Consider the following 18,869-nt stretch of genomic DNA (forward strand, 5'->3'; position numbering starts at 1 on the left):
CCGCACGTTGTAACGGTTTACGTCAGGTGATGTGCAGCGGTGAAGCGTTGCCGGGCAGTCTGGTGCGGCGCTTCAAGCAGCAATTGCCAAACAGTGGTTTGCATAACCTTTACGGCCCGACCGAAGCGGCCGTGGACGTCACGGCGTGGGATTGCGCCGGCCCCATCGACACCACGCCGGACAACACCCCTATCGGCAAACCGATCGCCAACACCCGTATGTACATCCTCGATGCCCAGCAGCAACCGGTGCCGCAAGGCGTGGTCGGCGAGCTGTACATCGGCGGGGTACAAGTGGCTCGCGGTTACCTGAATCGTCCTGAACTCAGCGCCGAACGTTTCCTTCAGGATCCATTCCAGCCGAACGGCCGGATGTACCGCACCGGCGACGTCGCCCGTTATCTGGCCGATGGCAACATCGAATACCTGGGCCGCAACGACGATCAGGTGAAGATCCGTGGCCTGCGCATCGAACTCGGTGAAATCCAGTCTCGCCTGACCGACATCGGTGGCGTGCAAGAAGCGGCGGTGCTGGCCCGAGAAGATGTGCCGGGAGACAAACGCCTGGTGGCCTATTACACCGGCGCACGACTGGAAATCGACGTGCTGCGCGGTCACTTGCTCGAGCACCTGCCGGATTACATGGTGCCGGCGGTATTCGTGCACCTGGATGCGCTGCCACTGAGCCCCAACGGCAAACTCGACCGCAAGGCACTGCCGGCACCCGATCAAGCGTCTGTGATCACTCGCGAATACGAAGCCCCGGTCGGCGAAGTGGAAACTCTCCTCGCCGGGCTCTGGGCCGAATTGCTCAACGTGGAACGGGTAGGGCGGCACGACAACTTTTTTGAACTGGGCGGACACTCATTGCTGGCGGTCAGTCTGATCGGCCGGTTACGTCAGGAAGGCATGGAAGCCGAAGTCAGGGCGTTGTTCGAACAACCGACCCTGGCCGGTTACGCCGCAATTACGGAAAGAATGGAGATCGTCCTGTGAACGTGATCGAACTGTTGGCAACACTCAAGGCTAAAGACATCCAGTTGGCGGTCACCGACGACCAGTTGCGCGTACAGGGCAACAAACAGGCGCTGAGCGATCCGGCGGTGCTGGCGCTGTTGCGCGAGCACAAACCGGCGCTGATCGAACTGATCAAGGCCGGGCAATATTCAGCGACCAAGAGCGGTCAGGTCGACGTGCCGGCCAATGGCATTGCACCCGGCACCACGCGCATCACCCCGGCGATGCTGACCCTGGCCGAACTCGATCAGGTGGCCATCGACCGTCTGGTCGCCGACGTGCCGGGCGGCGCGGCCAATGTGCAGGATATCTACCCGCTCGCACCGTTGCAGGAAGGCATTCTTTACCACCATGTCAGCGCCACGCAGGGTGATCCCTATGTGATGCAGGCGCATTTCGCCTTTGCCGATCGCGGGCGCTTGAGCGCTTTTGTCCAGGCTTTGCAGGCTGTGATCGATCGCCACGACATCCTCCGTACGGCGGTGGTCTGGGAGGGGCTGGATACGCCGCAGCAAGTGGTCTGGCGTGAGGCCGAATTGCCGGTGGAAGAGATCGATGCCGAAGGCGATGCGCTGGCGTACTTGCACGAGCGTTTCGACGCCCGGGAATTCCGTATGGACGTGAGCCAGGCGCCAATGATGCGTCTGGCCCATGCGTGGGACGACGCCGGGCAACGGGTGGTCGCGACGCTGCTGTTTCATCACATGGCGCTGGATCACTCGGCGCTCGACGTGGTGCGCCATGAGATGCGTGCGTTCCTCACGGGGCAGGGCCGTCTGCTGGGGCGGCCGGTCGCGTTTCGTGATTACGTGGCACAGGCGCGGCTGGGCGTCAGTGAAACCGAGCACGAGGCGTTCTTCCGCGACATGCTCGGCGATATCGACGAGCCGACCTTGCCGTTCGGCTTGCAGGATGTGCAGGGTGACGGCCACGGCATCACCGAGCTGAGCGTGCCGGTCGAACCGGCCTTGGGGCAGCGTTTGCGGGGGCAGGCGCGGCAGCTCGGGGTGAGCGCGGCCAGTCTGTTTCACCTGGCCTGGGCGCAGGTGCTGGCCACGCTTGCCGGCAAGCAACGTGTAGTGTTCGGCACAGTGTTGATGGGCCGTCTGCAAGGCGCCGAGGCCACCGACCGGGCGCTGGGCATTTTCATCAACACTTTGCCGGTGCGGGTGGACGTCGACACCCAGAGCGTGCGCAACGCCGTGCAGGCGACCCACGCGCGCCTGACCACGCTGATGCGTCATGAACACGCGCCGCTGGCGCTGGCCCAGCGCTGCAGCAGCGTGGCTGCGCCGACGCCGCTGTTCAGCACCTTGCTCAATTATCGCCACAGCCATGGCGCGGCATCGGCGAGTGCACAAACCCTGTCCGCATGGGAAGGCATCACCACCCTGCACTCGGAAGAGCGCACCAATTATCCGCTGACCCTGAGTATCGACGACCTGGGCGACGCCTTCAGCCTCACCTTGCTCGCCACCACTGAGGTCGATCCGCAACGGGTGTGCGATTACATGCTCGGTGCCCTGAGCGGTCTGGTGTCCGCGCTGGAGCAGGCACCGGATTCGCCGATCAGCCAGGTGCCGATCCTGCCGGACGCCGAGCGCGAGCAGATCCTGCGCGGCTTCAATGCGACCCAGGCCGACTACCCGCAAGGGCTGACCATTCATCAGCGTTTCGAGGCGCAAGTCATCGAGGGGCCGGAAGCGGTGGCGGCGGTGTTCCTCGGTGAACAAGTGACCTATGCCGAGCTGAACCAGCACGCCAATGCACTGGCCCATCATCTGATCAGCCTCGGCGTTCGCCCCGATGATCGCGTGGCCATCGTCGCCCGCCGAGGGTTGGATACGCTGGCCGGGCTGCTGGCGATTCTCAAGGCCGGAGCCGGCTACGTACCGGTTGACCCGGCGCATCCCGCCGAACGCTTGAGCTATTTGCTCAGCGACAGCGCCCCGGTGGTGGTGCTGACCCAGAGCGATCTGCGTGATCGACTGCCGACGCTGGACGTCCCGGTGATCGACCTCGACCGCCGTACCTGGCCACTGAGTCTGGCCCTCGATCCGCAGGTGCCGGGGCTGACCACAGAGCATCTGGCCTACGTGATCTACACCTCGGGCTCGACCGGTCTGCCCAAGGGCGTGATGGTCGAACACCGCACCCTGTCCAACCTCGTCGACTGGCATTGCGGCGCGTTCGATCTGTGCGCCGGCCGCCACACTTCAAGCCTTGCCGGGTTCGGCTTCGACGCCATGGCCTGGGAAGTCTGGCCGGCGCTGTGTGCCGGTGCGACTCTGCACCTGGCCCCGACCCGCGACGGCAACGAAGACATTGATGCCTTGCTCGATTGGTGGCGCGCGCAGCCGCTGGATGTGAGCTTTTTGCCAACGCCGGTGGCCGAATACGCCTTCAGTCAAAACCTCGAACACCCGACCTTGCGCACGCTGCTGATCGGCGGGGATCGCTTGCGGCAGTTCAGCCGTCACCAGCATTTCGACGTGATCAACAACTACGGCCCGACTGAAGCCACGGTGGTGGCGACCTCGGGCAAGGTCGAGGCCGGGCAGACGCTGCACATCGGTCGGCCAGTGAGCAATGCCACGGTCTATCTGCTGGATGAGCAGCAACGTCCGGTGCCCATCGGGGTGGCGGGGGAGTTGTATGTCGGTGGCGCCGGGGTTGCCCGGGGTTATCTGAATCGTCCCGAGTTGACGGCCGAACGCTTTCTCGACGATCCATTCAACAGCGGGCGCATGTACCGCACCGGTGACCTGGCGCGCTGGCAGGACGACGGCACCCTCGAATACCTGGGACGCAACGACGATCAGGTGAAAATTCGCGGCGTGCGCATTGAGCTGGGCGAGATTGAAACCCGGCTCAACCAGCTTCCCGGTATCCAGGAAGCGGTATTGCTGGCCCGCGAAGATGAACCCGGCCAGCCGCGGCTCGTCGCCTATTACACCGAACAGGCTCAGGTCGAACCGCAACCGGTGGCTGAGCTGCGCGCCTGCCTGCTGGCGCAATTGCCCGAGTACATGGTGCCGTCGGCGTTCGTGCGACTGGATGCGCTGCCGCTGACCGCCAACGGCAAAGTCGACCGTAAAGCCTTGCCGGCGCCGGACCGCGCGGCGCTGTTCACCCGTCATTACGAAGCACCGCAAGGCGAACTGGAAACCGCGTTGGCGCGGATCTGGGGGGAAGTGCTGCAGGTCGAACGTGTCGGGCGGCGGGACCACTTCTTCGAGCTGGGTGGCCACTCGCTGTTGGCAATGCGCATGGTGTCTCAGGTTCGCCAACGCCTGGGCGTCGAGCTGGCGCTCAGTGAACTGTTTGCCAATGCCGAGCTGTCAGCGGTCGCAGAAGTGCTGGCCCAGGCCGGGCGCAGTTCGCAACCGGCGATGGTGCCGGTGCCTCGTGACGGCGCGCTGCCGCTGTCGTTCGCCCAGCAACGGCTGTGGTTTCTGGCGCGGATGGAAGGGGTCAACACCGCCTACAACATTCCGCTGGGCCTGCGCCTGCGCGGTGATCTCGAGGAGGCGGCGCTGCAACAGGCACTGGCCCGGATCGTTGATCGCCACGAAACCCTGCGCAGCCGTTTTGTCCCGCACAACGATGACGTGCAGGTGATGATTGCGCCGGTCGACAGCGCAGTGCTGCTGCAGGTCGAAGATCTGCGTCAGCATCCACACGCCGACGAAGCCTTGCAGGCGTTGATCCGTGAACAGGCCTCGACCCCGTTCGATTTGCAGAACGATCCGTTGATTCGCGGGCGTCTGGTCCGGCTGGCCGACGATCACCATGTGTTGCTGCTGACCTTGCACCACATCATCTCCGATGGCTGGTCGATGGGCGTGCTGACCCGTGAACTGATGGCGCTGTATCAGGCCTACAGCCATGGCGAGGCCGATCCGCTGCCGCCACTGGCGCTGCAATACACTGACTACGCGACCTGGCAACGGCGCTGGTTGAGCGGTGAAGTGCTGCAGCGTCAGAGCGATTACTGGCAGCAGAATCTGGCGGGCGCCCCGACCTTGCTGGTGCTGCCGACCGACCGTCCGCGTCCGGCGCAACAGGATTACACCGGCAGCAGCGTCGAGTTCCGGCTCGGCGAACCGCTGAGCGCCGCACTCAAGGCGCTGAGCCAGCGGCACGGCGTAACGATGTACATGACGATGGTGAGCGCCTGGGCACTGTTGCTCAGTCGTTTGTCCGGCCAGTCAGACGTTGTGATTGGCTCGCCGATTGCCAACCGTGGCCGCGCGGAAATCGAAGGGCTGATCGGGTTGTTCATCAATACCCTGGCCCTGCGCATCGACACGTCAGGCGGTCTCAGCGTCGAGGCGTTGCTGGCCCGGGTCAAGGCTTGCACGCTGCAAGCCCAGGCCCATCAGGATCTACCCTTCGAGCAGGTGGTGGAAGTCACCCGGCCGGCGCGCAGTCTTTCCCACAGTCCGTTGTTCCAGACCACCCTGAGCTGGGAAAACAGCGTGGGGCCGGATCTGGCGCTGGGTGATCTGGCGCTGGAAAGCGTGGCCGGTCCGGCTCGGTTTGCCAAGTTCGACCTGTCACTGACCCTGGGTGAAACCCGCAGCGGAATTCGCGGAGCGCTGGAATACGCCACGGCGTTGTTCGATGAATCGACGATCCAGCGTTATGTCGGCTACTTCCAGCAACTGCTGCATGCAATGGTCACCAACGATCAGGCGGAGCTGGAACAGCTCGATATGGTTCAGGCCCACGAGCGTGAACAGTTGCTCGTCACGTTCAACGACACGCACACGGCGTTTGTGTCGGGGCTGACCATTGCGCAGCGATTCGAGGCACAAGTGATCGAGCGGCCCGAGGTGGTTGCGGCGGTCAGTCAGGGGCAGGCGTTGACCTTTGGCGAGCTGAACCGACAGGCCAACACTCTGGCTCATCACCTGATCGGGCTGGGCGTTCGCCCTGATGATCGCGTGGCCATCGTCGCCCGGCGCGGGCTCGACACACTGGTCGGGCTGGTGGCCATTCTCAAGGCGGGGGCCGGTTATGTGCCGGTGGATCCGGCGCACCCGGCGGAGCGTTTGCACTACCTGCTGAGCGACAGTGCGCCCGTGGCGGTGCTGTGCCTGAGTGATTTGCGTGAACGCTTGCCGGCGCTTGATGTACCGGTGATCGATCTGGATTTGCGTACCTGGCCGGACAACGGGACCGGCAATCCGCAGGTGCCTGGCATGACCAGCGAACACCTGGCCTATGTCATCTACACCTCGGGCTCCACCGGTTTGCCCAAGGGCGTCATGGTCGAACACCACACCTTGAGCAACCTCGTCGATTGGCATTGCAAGGCGTTCGACCTGTGCGCCGGGCGCCACACCTCGAGCCTCGCGGGATTCGGCTTCGACGCCATGGCCTGGGAAGTCTGGCCGGCCTTGTGTGCCGGCGCGACCCTGCATCTGGCACCGGCCCGTGACGGCAGCGAAGACGTGGACGCGTTGCTCGACTGGTGGCGCGCACAGCCGCTGGACGTGAGCTTCTTGCCGACACCGGTGGCCGAATACGCCTTCAGCCAGAACCTCGAACATCCGACCCTGCGAACACTGCTGATTGGCGGCGACCGTCTGCGTCAGTTCAATCGTCAGCAGTCGTTCGATGTGGTCAACAACTACGGCCCGACCGAGGCCACGGTGGTCGCCACCTCGGGCATTGTCGAGGCGGGGCAGGCGCTGCACATCGGCAAACCGATCGCCAACGCGACGGTGTACCTGCTCGATGAACAGCAGCGCCCGGTACCTGTCGGCGTGGCGGGTGAGCTTTATGTGGGCGGCGCCGGTGTGGCCCGGGGCTACCTGAATCGTGCGGACCTGACCGAAGAACGGTTCCTGCGTGACCCGTTCAACCACGGCCGGATGTACCGCACGGGTGACCTGGCGCGCTGGCGCGCCGACGGCTCCATCGAGTACCTGGGGCGCAATGACGATCAGGTGAAAATCCGCGGCGTGCGTGTCGAACTGGGCGAAATCGAAACCCGCCTCAATCAGTTGCTCGGCATCCAGGAAGCGGTGCTGGTGGCCCGCGAAGACGAGTCCGGCCAGGTGCGGCTGGTGGCGTATTTCACCGAGCAGGCACAGGTCGAGCCGTTGGCCGTGGCCGAACTGCGGGCGCACCTGTTGACCCAGTTGCCGGAATACATGGTGCCGGCGGCCTTCGTCAGGCTCGACGCGCTGCCGCTGACCGCCAACGGCAAGGTTGACCGCAAGGCCTTGCCAATGCCGGATCGCAGCGCTCTGTTCACCCGCGACTATCAAGCGCCGCAAGGTGAACTGGAAACCACCCTGGCGCAGATCTGGGCCGAAGTGCTGCAGGTCGAGCAGGTTGGACGTCAGGATCACTTTTTCGAACTGGGCGGCCATTCGTTGCTGGCGATGCGCATGCTGTCTCAGGTGCGCCAGCGGCTGGGGGTGGAACTGACGCTCGCTGAGCTGTTCGCCAATGCCGAGCTGTCAGCGGTCGCCGAGGTGCTGGCCCAGGCCGGGCGCTGCACGCAACCGGCGATCATGCCGGCGCCGCGTGACGGCGCGCTGCCGTTGTCGTTCGCTCAACAACGGTTGTGGTTCATGGCGCAACTGGAAGGCGCCAACACCGCCTACAACATTCCCCTCGGCCTGCGCCTGCGCGGTCGCCTCGACGAAACCGCTCTGCAACGAGCACTGGCGCGGATCGTTGAGCGTCACGAAACCCTGCGCAGCCGCTTCGCCCAATTCAACGATGAAGCCCAGGTGCTGATCGCGCCGCTCGACAGCGGTGTGCTGCTGCGGGTCGAAGATTTGCGCCACCACCCGCAGGCCGATGACGCCTTGCTCGCGCTGATTCAGGGTGAAGCCTCGGGGCCGTTCGATTTGCAGGACGACCCGTTGATTCGCGGGCGTCTGGTGCGACTGGCCGATGATCATCATGTGTTGCTGCTGACCCTGCACCACATCATCTCCGATGGCTGGTCGATGGGCGTCCTGACCCGCGAATTGATGGCGCTGTATCAGGCGTTCAGCCATGGCGAGGTCGATCCGCTGCCGCCGCTGGCATTGCAGTACACCGATTACGCCGTGTGGCAGCGCCGCTGGTTGAGCGGTGAAGTCTTGCAGCGTCAGAGCGATTTCTGGCAGCAGACCCTGGCCGGTGCGCCGGCCTTGCTGATGCTGCCGACCGACCGTCCACGCCCGGCCCAGCAGGATTACGCCGGCAGCAGTGTCGACATCCGGCTGGATGAGCGTTTGAGCGCCGGGCTCAAGGCGCTGTGCCAACGCCACGGCGTGACGCCTTACATGGCGGTGATGAGTGCGTGGGCGATGTTGCTCGGTCGCTTGTCCGGCCAATCGGACGTAGTGATCGGTTCGCCCGTCGCCAATCGCAACCGGGCGGAAATCGAAGGGCTGATCGGGTTGTTCGTCAATACGCTGGCCGTGCGCCTCGACACTTCGGGCGCGCTCACCGTCGAGGCGTTGCTGGCCCGGGTCAAGGCCCGCACCCTTGAGGCGCAGGCCCATCAGGACCTGCCGTTCGAACAGGTGGTGGAAATCACCCGGCCGGTGCGCAGCCTGTCACACAGCCCGTTGTTCCAGACATTGTTGAGCTGGGACAGTGGCAGCGGTGCGACGCTGGCTCTCGGTGACCTGACGCTGGAAGGTGTGGCCGAGCCGAGCCATTTCGCCAAGTTCGACCTGTCGCTGACGTTGGGCGAGGCCCAAGGCGTGATCCGGGGTTCGCTGGAATACGCCACGGCGCTGTTCGATGAATCGACGGTTCAGCGTTATGCCGGTTACTTGCAGCAGTTGCTGCGGGCCATGGTCAGCAACGATCAGGCGTTGCTGGAGCAGGTCGATGTGCTGGCGGAGGATGAGCGTCGGCACTTGCTGCATGACTTCAATGCCACTGACGTTGATTACGATCTGGAGCAGAGCATCCACGGTCTGTTCGAAGCGCAGGCCTTGCACACGCCGCAGGCTGTGGCGGTGCTTTCCGGCGAACAGCGGCTGAGCTATGCCGAGCTGAACGCTCGGGCCAACCGTTTGGCGCATCACTTGCGCGGACTGGGCGTTGGCCCGGATGCGCGGGTGGCGATCTGCGTCGAGCGCGGGCTGGAGATGGTGGTCGGGTTGCTGGCGATTCTGAAGGCTGGCGGCGGTTATGTGCCGCTGGATCCGGCGTATCCGCTGGAACGTCTGGCTTACATGCTGGAAGACAGCGCGCCGTCGGCGGTGTTGGTGCAGGGTTCGACTCGCGGGTTGTTGGGTGAGGTGGCAGTGCCGGTGGTCGATCTGGATCACCAGAATTGGCAATCACAGTCGTCCGATAACCCTTCGGTCGATGGACTGACCCCGCAGCACACGGCTTATGTGATTTACACCTCCGGTTCCACCGGCCAACCGAAAGGCGTGATCAACGAGCACAGCGGGGTGGTCAACCGCTTGCTGTGGATGCAGGACGCTTATCGCCTGACTGCTGAAGATTCAGTGCTGCAAAAGACGCCGTTCAGCTTTGACGTGTCGGTGTGGGAATTCTTCTGGCCGTTGATGACCGGCGCCCGACTGGTGATGGCGCGTCCGGGCGGCCACAAGGATCCGCTGTATCTGAGCGAAGTGATCGAGCGCGAGCAGATCACTACGCTGCACTTCGTACCGTCGATGCTCGACGTGTTCCTCGCCCATGGCGAGACCGCGCGTTGCCACGGTTTGCGTCAGGTGATGTGCAGCGGTGAAGCGTTGCCGGGCAGTCTGGTGCGGCGCTTCAAGCAGCAATTGCCGGGCAGTGGTTTGCACAACCTGTACGGCCCGACCGAAGCGGCAGTGGACGTTACCGCATGGGATTGCGCCGGGCCGTTGGAGCTAACGCCAGACAACACGCCCATCGGCAAACCAATCGCCAACACCCGCATGTACATCCTCGATGCCCAGCAACAACCGGTGCCGCAAGGCGTGGTCGGCGAGTTGTACATTGGGGGTGTGCAGGTGGCGCGCGGTTATCTGAACCGTCCTGAACTCAGCGCCGAACGTTTCCTTCAGGATCCATTCCAGCCGAACGGCCGGATGTACCGCACCGGCGACGTCGCCCGTTATCTGGCCGATGGCAACATCGAATACCTGGGCCGCAACGACGATCAGGTGAAGATCCGTGGCCTGCGCATCGAACTGGGCGAAATCCAGTCACGCCTGACCGACATCGGCGGTGTGCAGGAAGCGGCGGTGCTGGTCCGCGAAGACGTGCCGGGAGACAAACGCCTGGTGGCCTATTACACCGGCGCCCGTCTGGAAATCGACCTGCTGCGCAGTCAACTGCTGGAGCACCTGCCGGATTACATGGTGCCGGCGGTATTCGTGCACCTGGATGCGCTGCCGCTGAGCCCCAACGGCAAACTCGACCGCAAGGCCTTGCCGATGCCGGATCAGGCCTCGGTGATCACTCGCGAGTACGAAGCGCCCGTCGGCGAGGTGGAAATTCTCCTCGCAGGGTTGTGGGCCGAACTGCTCAAGGTGGAGCGAGTAGGGCGCCACGACAACTTCTTCGAACTGGGCGGACACTCGCTGATGGCCGTCAACCTGGTGGCGCGGATGCGTCACGTCGGGCTGACGGCTGATGTGCGTGTGCTGTTCAGCCAGCCGACGCTCGCCGCACTGGCCGCCGCGGTCGGCGATGAGACGGAGAGCGAAATCCCGGCCAACCGGATTGCACCGGACTGCAAACACATCACCCCGGGCATGCTGCCACTGGTTGCACTGGATCAGCCCGCCATCGACCGCATCGTCGCCAGCATTCCCGGCGGCGCAGCGAACGTGCAGGACATTTACCCGCTGGCGCCGCTGCAGGCCGGCATCCTGTTCCATCACTTGTCGGCACCCCAGGGCGATCCGTATGTGTTGCAGGCGCAGTTCGCCTTTGCCAATGAGTCACGCCTGAGGGTGTTTGCCGAAGCCTTGCAGGCCGTGATCGAGCGCCATGACATCCTGCGCACGTCGCTGTTCTGGGACGGTCTGCAAGAGCCGGTGCAAGTGGTCTGGCGTCAGGCGTCGCTGGTGTGTGAAACGGTGGAGCTGGATGCTGGCGAAACTGATGCACTCGATCAGTTGCGCAGTCGGTTCGATACCCGGCAATACCGCATGGCCGTCACACAGGCGCCATTGATGCGAGTGGTGCACGGCTGGGACGCGGTCAATCGGCGCGTGGTGGCGCTGCTGCTGTTCCATCACCTGGTCATGGACCACATTGCGCTCGAGGTTCTGCGCCACGAGATGCAGGCAGTCCTGCTCGGCCAGGTGCGGCAACTGGCCGAACCGGTGCCTTATCGCACCTATGTCGCCCGTACTCGCTCGGGGCTGAGCGAAGAGGAACATGAGACGTTCTTCCGTGACATGCTCGGCGATATCGACGAACCGACCCTGCCGTATGGCCAGAGTTCTGTCGCGGACAGCGGTAACGGGCATGCGCAGCGGCTGCTGAACACTGCGCTGAGCCAGCGGGTCAGGGCCAAGGCCAGGCGCCTGGGCATCAGCGCCGCCAGCCTGATGCACCTGGCCTGGGCCAGCGTGCTGGGGCAACTGTCGGGGCGTGAAAACGTGGTGTTCGGCACCGTCATGCTCGGCCGGTTGCACGGCGGTGAAGGTGCCGAACGGGCGCTGGGCGTGTTCATCAACACGCTGCCGTTGCGCATCGATCTGGACGGGCAATCGGTGAAAGAAGCGGCGCTGGCAACCCATCAGCGCTTGAACCGCTTGCTGCATCACGAACACGCGCCGCTGGCGCTGGTGCAACGTTGCAGCGCCATGGCCCCGGGGTCGCCGCTGTTCAATGCGTTGTTCAATTACCGCCACAGTGGCGGCGGGGGCACGCCGTCCGACGAGGTCGTGGCGGCGTGGCAGGGCATGCAGTTGCTCGATGCCGAAGAACACAGCAACTACCGCCTGAGCCTGAGCGTCGATGACCTGGGCGAAGACTTCAGCCTGACCGCGTTGGCCACGTCCGGGATCGACGCCGAGCGGATCTGCGACTACATGGATCTTGCCGTCGACAGCTTGTTGCAGGCGCTGGAGCGGACGCCGCAACTGGGCATTGATCAGTTGTCGATCCTGCCGCGGGATGAGCGGCGGCAATTGCTGGTCGAGTTCAATGCCACTCAACGGGATTACCCGGCGACGTTGACGGTTCATCGTCTGTTCGAACAGCAGGTGACGAAGCATCCGCAAGCGGTGGCAGCCGTGCATGGTGCGCTATCGCTGAGCTACTTTGAGTTGAATGAGCGGGCCAATCGCCTGGCCCATCACTTGATCGGCCAAGGTGTGCAACCGGGCGATCACGTGGCGATCCTGCTGCCACGCTCGCTGGATCTGCTGATCGCGCAACTGGCCATCGGCAAGTGCGCGGCGGCGTATGTGCCGCTGGACATCAACGCGCCGGCCGAGCGTCAGGCGTTCATGGTCGAGGACTGCGGGGCGAAAGCGCTGTTGACCTTCAGCACTGAAACGGTTGATTACGCCGTACGCCGGATCGATCTGGATGTGCTGAAGCTTGATGCGCAACCGACGCACAACCCCGACTTGCCACAGTCCTCGGAATCGCTGGCCTACATCATGTACACCTCCGGCTCCACCGGCACGCCGAAAGGAGTGATGGTGCCGCACCGGGCGATCGGTCGACTGGTGATCAACAACGGCTACGCCGATTTCAATCCGCAGGACCGTGTGGCGTTTGCCTCCAACCCGGCATTCGATGCCAGCACCATGGACGTCTGGGGGCCGCTGCTCAACGGCGGGCGCGTAGTAGTGATTGATCACGCGACCTTGCTTGATCCACTTGCGTTCGGGCGTGAACTGGCCAACACCGGTGCGACGATCCTGTTCGTCACCACCGCACTGTTCAACCAGTACGTGCAACTGATCCCCGAGGCCCTCAAAGGCCTGCGCATGGTGTTGTGCGGTGGCGAACGCGCCGATCCGGCGGCCTTCCGCCGCTTGCTGGCCGAGGCGCCGAACCTGCGCATCATCCACTGCTATGGCCCGACCGAAACCACTACATACGCGACTACTTTCGAAGTGCGCGAAGTGGCGGACGATGCCGACAGCGTGCCGATTGGCGGCCCGATCTCCAACACCCAGGTCTATGTACTCGATGCCCGCCAGCAACCGGTACCGATGGGCGTCACCGGCGAGTTGTACATCGGCGGGCAAGGCGTGGCGTTGGGTTACCTCAATCGCCCGGACCTGACCGCCGAGAAATTCCTGCAAGACCCGTTCGGCGATCAACCGGGCGCGTTGCTGTACCGCACCGGCGACCTCGCACGCTGGCTCGCGCCGGGGCAACTGGAGTGCATCGGTCGCAACGACGATCAGGTGAAGATTCGCGGCTTCCGCATTGAACTGGGGGAAATCGAAAACCGCCTGCTGAACTGCGAAGGGGTCAAGGAAGCCATCGTGCTGGCCCGTCAGGACGGTCAGGAGCCGCTGCGTCTGGTGGCGTATTTCACCGCCGAAGAGGGCATCAACAGCGCCAGCCTGCGTGGTCAATTGCAAGCACGTCTGCCGGAATACATGGTGCCGTCGGCCTGGGTGCAGCTCGACGCGTTGCCGCTGAACAACAACGGCAAGGTCGACCGCAAGGCGTTGCCAGTTCCGGCGCAGGACGCACTGCTCAGTCGTACCTATGAAGCCCCGGCCAATCCGCTCGAGGAATCTCTGGCGCTGTTGTGGGCCGAGGTGTTGCAGGTCGAGCAGGTTGGTCGTCACGACAACTTCTTCGAGCTGGGCGGGCATTCGTTGCTGGCGATTCGTCTGGTCAACCTGATGCAACAGAACGGCCTGGAGGTGACGCTGGCCGAGCTGTTCCAGCACGCCAGCATCGAGTCGCTCGGCACGTTGCTCAGCCAGCGCACAGGCGCAGAGCAACAGGATGACGGGCTGGTCGTGGTGCGTGCCGGTGGCGCAGACACGCCGTTGTTCCTGATGCATGAGTTCAGCGGGATGGACGCTTACTTCCCGGCGCTGGGCCTGCATATCGAGGGCGATTTCCCGATCTACGGGCTGCCGGGCATTCCGTTCGGCAAGGCACCGCTGCGCACCATGGAATGTATGGCGGCGCGCATGGTGGAGATCATCCGTTCGGTGCAGCCGCGAGGGCCTTATCGTCTGGCCGGCTGGTCGTTTGGCGGGGTGCTGGCCTATGAAGTGGCGATGCAGTTGCTCGGCATGGATGAGACGGTAGCGTTCGTTGGCCTGATCGACAGTTTCGTGCCGCGCCTGACCGATCAGGGCAAGGCGCGCTGGAGCGACGAGCATGCGCACAAGCGCCAGTTGTTGCAGCACTGCACGATGTACCAGGCCTCTCTTGGTGACGCGGGACAAGCCGCACTGGCGCATCTGGCGGTGTTGCAAACCGAGTTGGAGCAGATCGACATCCAGCCGCTGTTGCAGCGCTGCCGGGAGGAGCAATTGCTGCACCCGGACATGGCCGCCGCCGCGCCTCAAGACCTCTGGCACTACCTCGACCGCGAGGTCGCCCACGGGCATGCACTGGCGCATTACCGGATCAATCCATTGGGTATCCCGTTGCATCTGTTCCGGGCGCAGGAGCATCCGACAGAGCTGTTTCGTCGTCATCCGACCCTGGGCTGGGCGGACGAGGTGCCGGCCACGCTCCTGCATTGCATCGACGTGCCGGGCGATCACCAAAGCATGATGCAGGCGCCGCATGTGCATGTGCTCGGTCAGGCGCTGAGTCAGGCATTGCAGGCGTCGGCGATGGTCGAATCCCGGGCGTATCAGCCGTTGTTGACGATCCAGACCGGCTACACCGGGCATGCGCCGATTTTCTGTGTGCCGGGGGCCGGTGACAGTGTCACCGGGTTTATCCATCTGACCGAGGCGCTGGGGCCGGAGTGGCCGATTTACGGGCTGCAACCCCGAGGCCTAGACGGCGCGACGGTGCCGCACAGTCGGGTCGAAAGTGCCGCCACGTTCTACCTGCGGGCGCTTGAGCAGTTGTACCCGCAAGGGCCGGTGCATCTGATCGGGCATTCGTTCGGTGGCTGGGTGGCGTACGCCATGGCGGCGCAGTTGCAGGCTGCGGGGCGCGAAGTGGCGTCCCTGACCCTGATCGACAGCGAATCGCCGGGCGGCAGCAGCGTGGTGGGCAAGCCTTACACCACCACGGCAGCGCTGCTGCGACTGATCGAGTCGCTGCAACTGTCCAGCGGCAAGTCTTTGGGCATCGATGCGCTGGCCTTCGCCGAAGCTGACGACACCACGCAAATGCGCCTGCTGCATGACGGGATGGTGCACGCGGGTGTGCTGTCTGAACGTGCGTCAACCGATGCGATGCAGGGCCCGGTGCGCACGTTCGCCACCGCGCTGCGCACGGTCTATCGACCGGCTCTGGCCTACACCGGGCCGGTGCGCCTGGCGCTGGTGGACGACCCGACGCTGGACGCCTCGGGCAATCAGCGCGAACAGGTTGCAATGCTCGAAGGCTGGCAGCGCGAGGCCAGGGATCTGGCGGTGTGGTACGGCCCTGGCAACCACTTCACGATTCTCAAGGCGCCCAACGTCTTCAGTCTTGCGGCGTGGTGGCATGACGGGTTGACGGTGGCGGCTGGCCAAGTGTTGTCCTGATTGAAGTCTTTATCCTGGAACCCGGCGATTGGCCGGGCTCAACCCTGAACGGAATTGTGGTCATTTATGGAACAGTCGAAGTTGCGCAAAGTCGGTCTGGGAATCGCGTTGACGCTGGTGGCCGGGTTGGTGTTCTACACGGTGCAGGCGCCGGCCGAAGCACCGCAATACCTGACCGCCACGGTCGAACGCGGTGACATTGAAAACGCGGTGCTGGCCACCGGATTGCTGGAGGGCATCAAGCAGGTGGACGTCGGTGCCCAGGTCTCGGGGCAGTTGAAGTCGCTCAAGGTCAAGGTCGGCGACAAGGTCAAGAAAGGCCAGTGGCTGGCGGAGATCGACCCGTTGGTGCTGCAGAACACCCTGCGTCAGGCTCAGGTCGATGAGGAAAACCTGCAAGCCCAGCGCCGGGCGACTCAGGCTCAGGTCAGGCAGACCAAGGCGATCTACGAGCGTTATCAGAATCTGCAGGAGGACGCCTCGATCTCGCGGCAGGATTTTGAAACCGCGCAATCGAACTACGAAGTGCAGCAAGCCAATCTGTTGTCGCTGGATGCGCAGATCAAGAGCGCGCATATCCAGATCGACACGGCCAAGGTCAACCTGGCCTACACGCGGATCATCGCGCCCATCGACGGCGATGTGGTGGGTATCGTGACTCAGGAAGGCCAGACCGTCATCGCCAACCAACTGGCGCCGATCCTGCTGAAACTGGCGGATCTGGACACCATGACCGTCAAGGCTCAGGTGTCAGAGGCGGATGTCATACACATCGCGCCGGGGCAGGAGGTGTATTTCACCATTCTGGGCGAGGACAAACGTTATTACGGCAAGCTGCGCGGCACTGAACCCGCGCCGCAGAACTTCCTCGAAACCCCGCCCGCCGGCACGCCGAAACAGAACACGGCGGTGTTCTACAACGCGCTGTTCGAGGTGCCGAACCCTGATCACCGCTTGCGCATTTCCATGACGGCCCAGGTGCGGGTGGTGCTCGACACCGCCAAATCGGTGTTGACGATTCCGGTGGCCGCGTTGGGCCCGCGCAACAACGATGGCAGTTTTCCGGTGCGGGTGCTGGACGCCAAGGGCCAGGCGCAGTCGCGCAATGTGCAGACCGGGATCAACAACAACGTCAAGGTGCAGGTCAACGGTGGTCTGGCCGAAGGCGACCGGGTGGTGATCGGTGATCCGGTGTCGAAAGTGGCAGGGGCATGAGCATGACCGAACCTCTGCTGCAACTGACCGGCATCAGCCGCAGTTTCACCGCGGGCGACCGTGAATTTCTGGCGCTGAAGAACATCGACCTGACGATCAATGCCGGGGAAATGGTGGCGATCATCGGTGCCTCGGGCTCCGGCAAATCAACCCTGATGAACCTCCTCGGCTGCCTCGACTACGCCACGGCCGGCAGCTACAAGATCAACGGCCGGGAAACCCGCGACCTGGATAATCAGGCGCTGGCCGAACTGCGCCGCGACTATTTCGGTTTCATCTTCCAGCGCTACCACCTGCTGCCGCATCTGAGTGCGATGCACAACGTCGAAATGCCGGCAATATACGCCGGCACACCGGAACCGCAGCGTCATGCCCGGGCCCGTGAGCTGCTGGCACGGCTGGGGCTGGAAGGGCACCTGACTCATCGTCCGAGCCAACTGTCGGGCGGTCAGCAGCAGCGCGTCAGTATCGCCCGGGCCTTGATGAACGGCGGCGAAGTGATCCTCGCCGATGAACCGACCGGCGCACTCGACACCACCAGTGGCAAAGAGGTGATGCGTATTCTGCTGGAGCTGCACGCCGCCGGGCACACGGTGATTCTGGTGACCCACGACCCCAAGGTCGCGGCCAACGCCGAGCGCATCATCGAAGTCAGCGACGGCGAAATCCTCAGCGACCGCCGCAACGAGCGCGACACCACGGCGCTGACCAATGAGGACGCAGTGCCGCCCAAGTCCACGGCGGCGCGGCGTCTGGTGGCCAGCCTCGGGTTGTTCAAGGAAGCGTTCAACATGGCCTGGGTCGCGCTGATCTCCCATCGGATGCGCACCTTGCTGACCATGCTCGGGATCGTCATCGGCATCACCTCGGTGGTGTCGATTTCGGCCATCGGCGAAGGGGCCAAGCGCTATGTCTTGAAAGACATCCAGGCCATCGGCAGCAACACCATCGATATCTATTCCGGCACCAGTTTCGGCGATAGCCGTTCGGCGGCCATCGAAACCCTGGTGCCGGCGGATGTGACGGCGCTCAATCAGCTCTACTACGTCGACAGTGCCACGCCGGTGGTCGGGCGCAATCTGTTGCTGCGTTACCGCAATATCGACCTCGATGCGCAGGTCAACGGCGTCAGCGATCTGTACTTCCAGGTGCGCGGGATCAAGATGGAGTCGGGCATCCCGTTCAGCGAAAGCGATGCAAGGCGTCAGGCGCAAGTGGTGGTGATCGATCACAACACCCGCCATCGATTGTTCGGCGAAGGGGTTGATCCGCTGGGGCAGGTGATCCTGATCGGTAACCTGCCGTGCACCGTGATCGGTGTGGCGGCGGAGAACAAGAACATCTTCTCGTCGAGCAAGTCGCTCAACGTCTGGGTGCCCTATGAAACCGCCGCCGGCCGACTGTTGGGCCAGCGTTACCTGGACAGCATCAGTGTGCGGATCAAGGACGGCCAGCCGAGCAAGGTGGTGGAAGACAACGTCAACAAGCTGATGCTGCAACGCCACGGCACCAAGGATTTCTTCACCAATAACCTCGACAGCGTGATGCAGACCGTACAGAAAACCAGCCGCTCTCTGGCCTTGTTGCTGTCGCTGATTGCGGTGATTTCACTGGTCGTGGGCGGCATCGGCGTGATGAACATCATGCTGGTGTCGGTCACCGAGCGTACCCGTGAAATCGGCATCCGCATGGCGGTCGGGGCTCGGCAGTCGGACATTCGCCAGCAGTTTCTGGTGGAGGCGGTGATGGTCTGCCTGCTGGGTGGCGCCATCGGTATCTCGTTGAGTTACGCCATCGGCCACCTGTTCTCGCTGTTCATCAAGGAATGGGAAATGGTGTTTTCGCTGACCTCGGTGCTCACTGCTGTGCTTTGCTCGACCCTGATCGGTATCGTGTTCGGCTTCGTGCCGGCGCGCAATGCGTCGCGGCTCGATCCGATCGAGGCGTTGGCCCGGGATTGAAACGGGCGCAAAAAAAACCGCCGTCCTTTGCAGGAGGGCGGTTTCGTTACAGG

The 18,869-nt window shown here is 63.6% G+C and carries 4 protein-coding genes (1 of these 4 running past the window's edge); all 4 read left to right on the forward strand.

Translation table 11 applies throughout. From position 1 onward, the window contains the following. On the forward strand, nucleotides 1-995 hold the end of the coding sequence (locus AC1RME_RS21145) for an amino acid adenylation domain-containing protein (protein ID WP_493091716.1). The gene continues 15,274 nt to the left of window position 1, outside the view; the window shows 995 of its 16,269 coding nt (coding positions 15,275-16,269); its start codon lies off the left edge, out of view; its stop codon occupies nucleotides 993-995. Beyond that, complete coding sequence (locus tag AC1RME_RS21150) at nucleotides 992-15,640, forward strand: amino acid adenylation domain-containing protein (RefSeq protein ID WP_493091717.1); 14,649 nt, start codon at nucleotides 992-994, stop codon at nucleotides 15,638-15,640. The genes AC1RME_RS21145 and AC1RME_RS21150 overlap by 4 nt, the downstream gene beginning before the upstream one ends. A 66-nt stretch (nucleotides 15,641-15,706) precedes the next feature. Further along, entirely contained in the window at nucleotides 15,707-16,855 is a 1,149-nt protein-coding gene (gene macA, locus AC1RME_RS21155) for a macrolide transporter subunit MacA (protein ID WP_102622127.1), read from the forward strand. A 2-nt stretch (nucleotides 16,856-16,857) separates the two neighbouring features. After that, nucleotides 16,858-18,816, forward strand: coding sequence for a MacB family efflux pump subunit (locus AC1RME_RS21160; RefSeq protein ID WP_096820567.1), 1,959 nt, complete (start codon nucleotides 16,858-16,860; stop codon nucleotides 18,814-18,816). Nucleotides 18,817-18,869 lie beyond the last annotated feature (53 nt).

The organism is Pseudomonas sp. GW822-FHT03F08 (genome assembly GCF_058801265.1).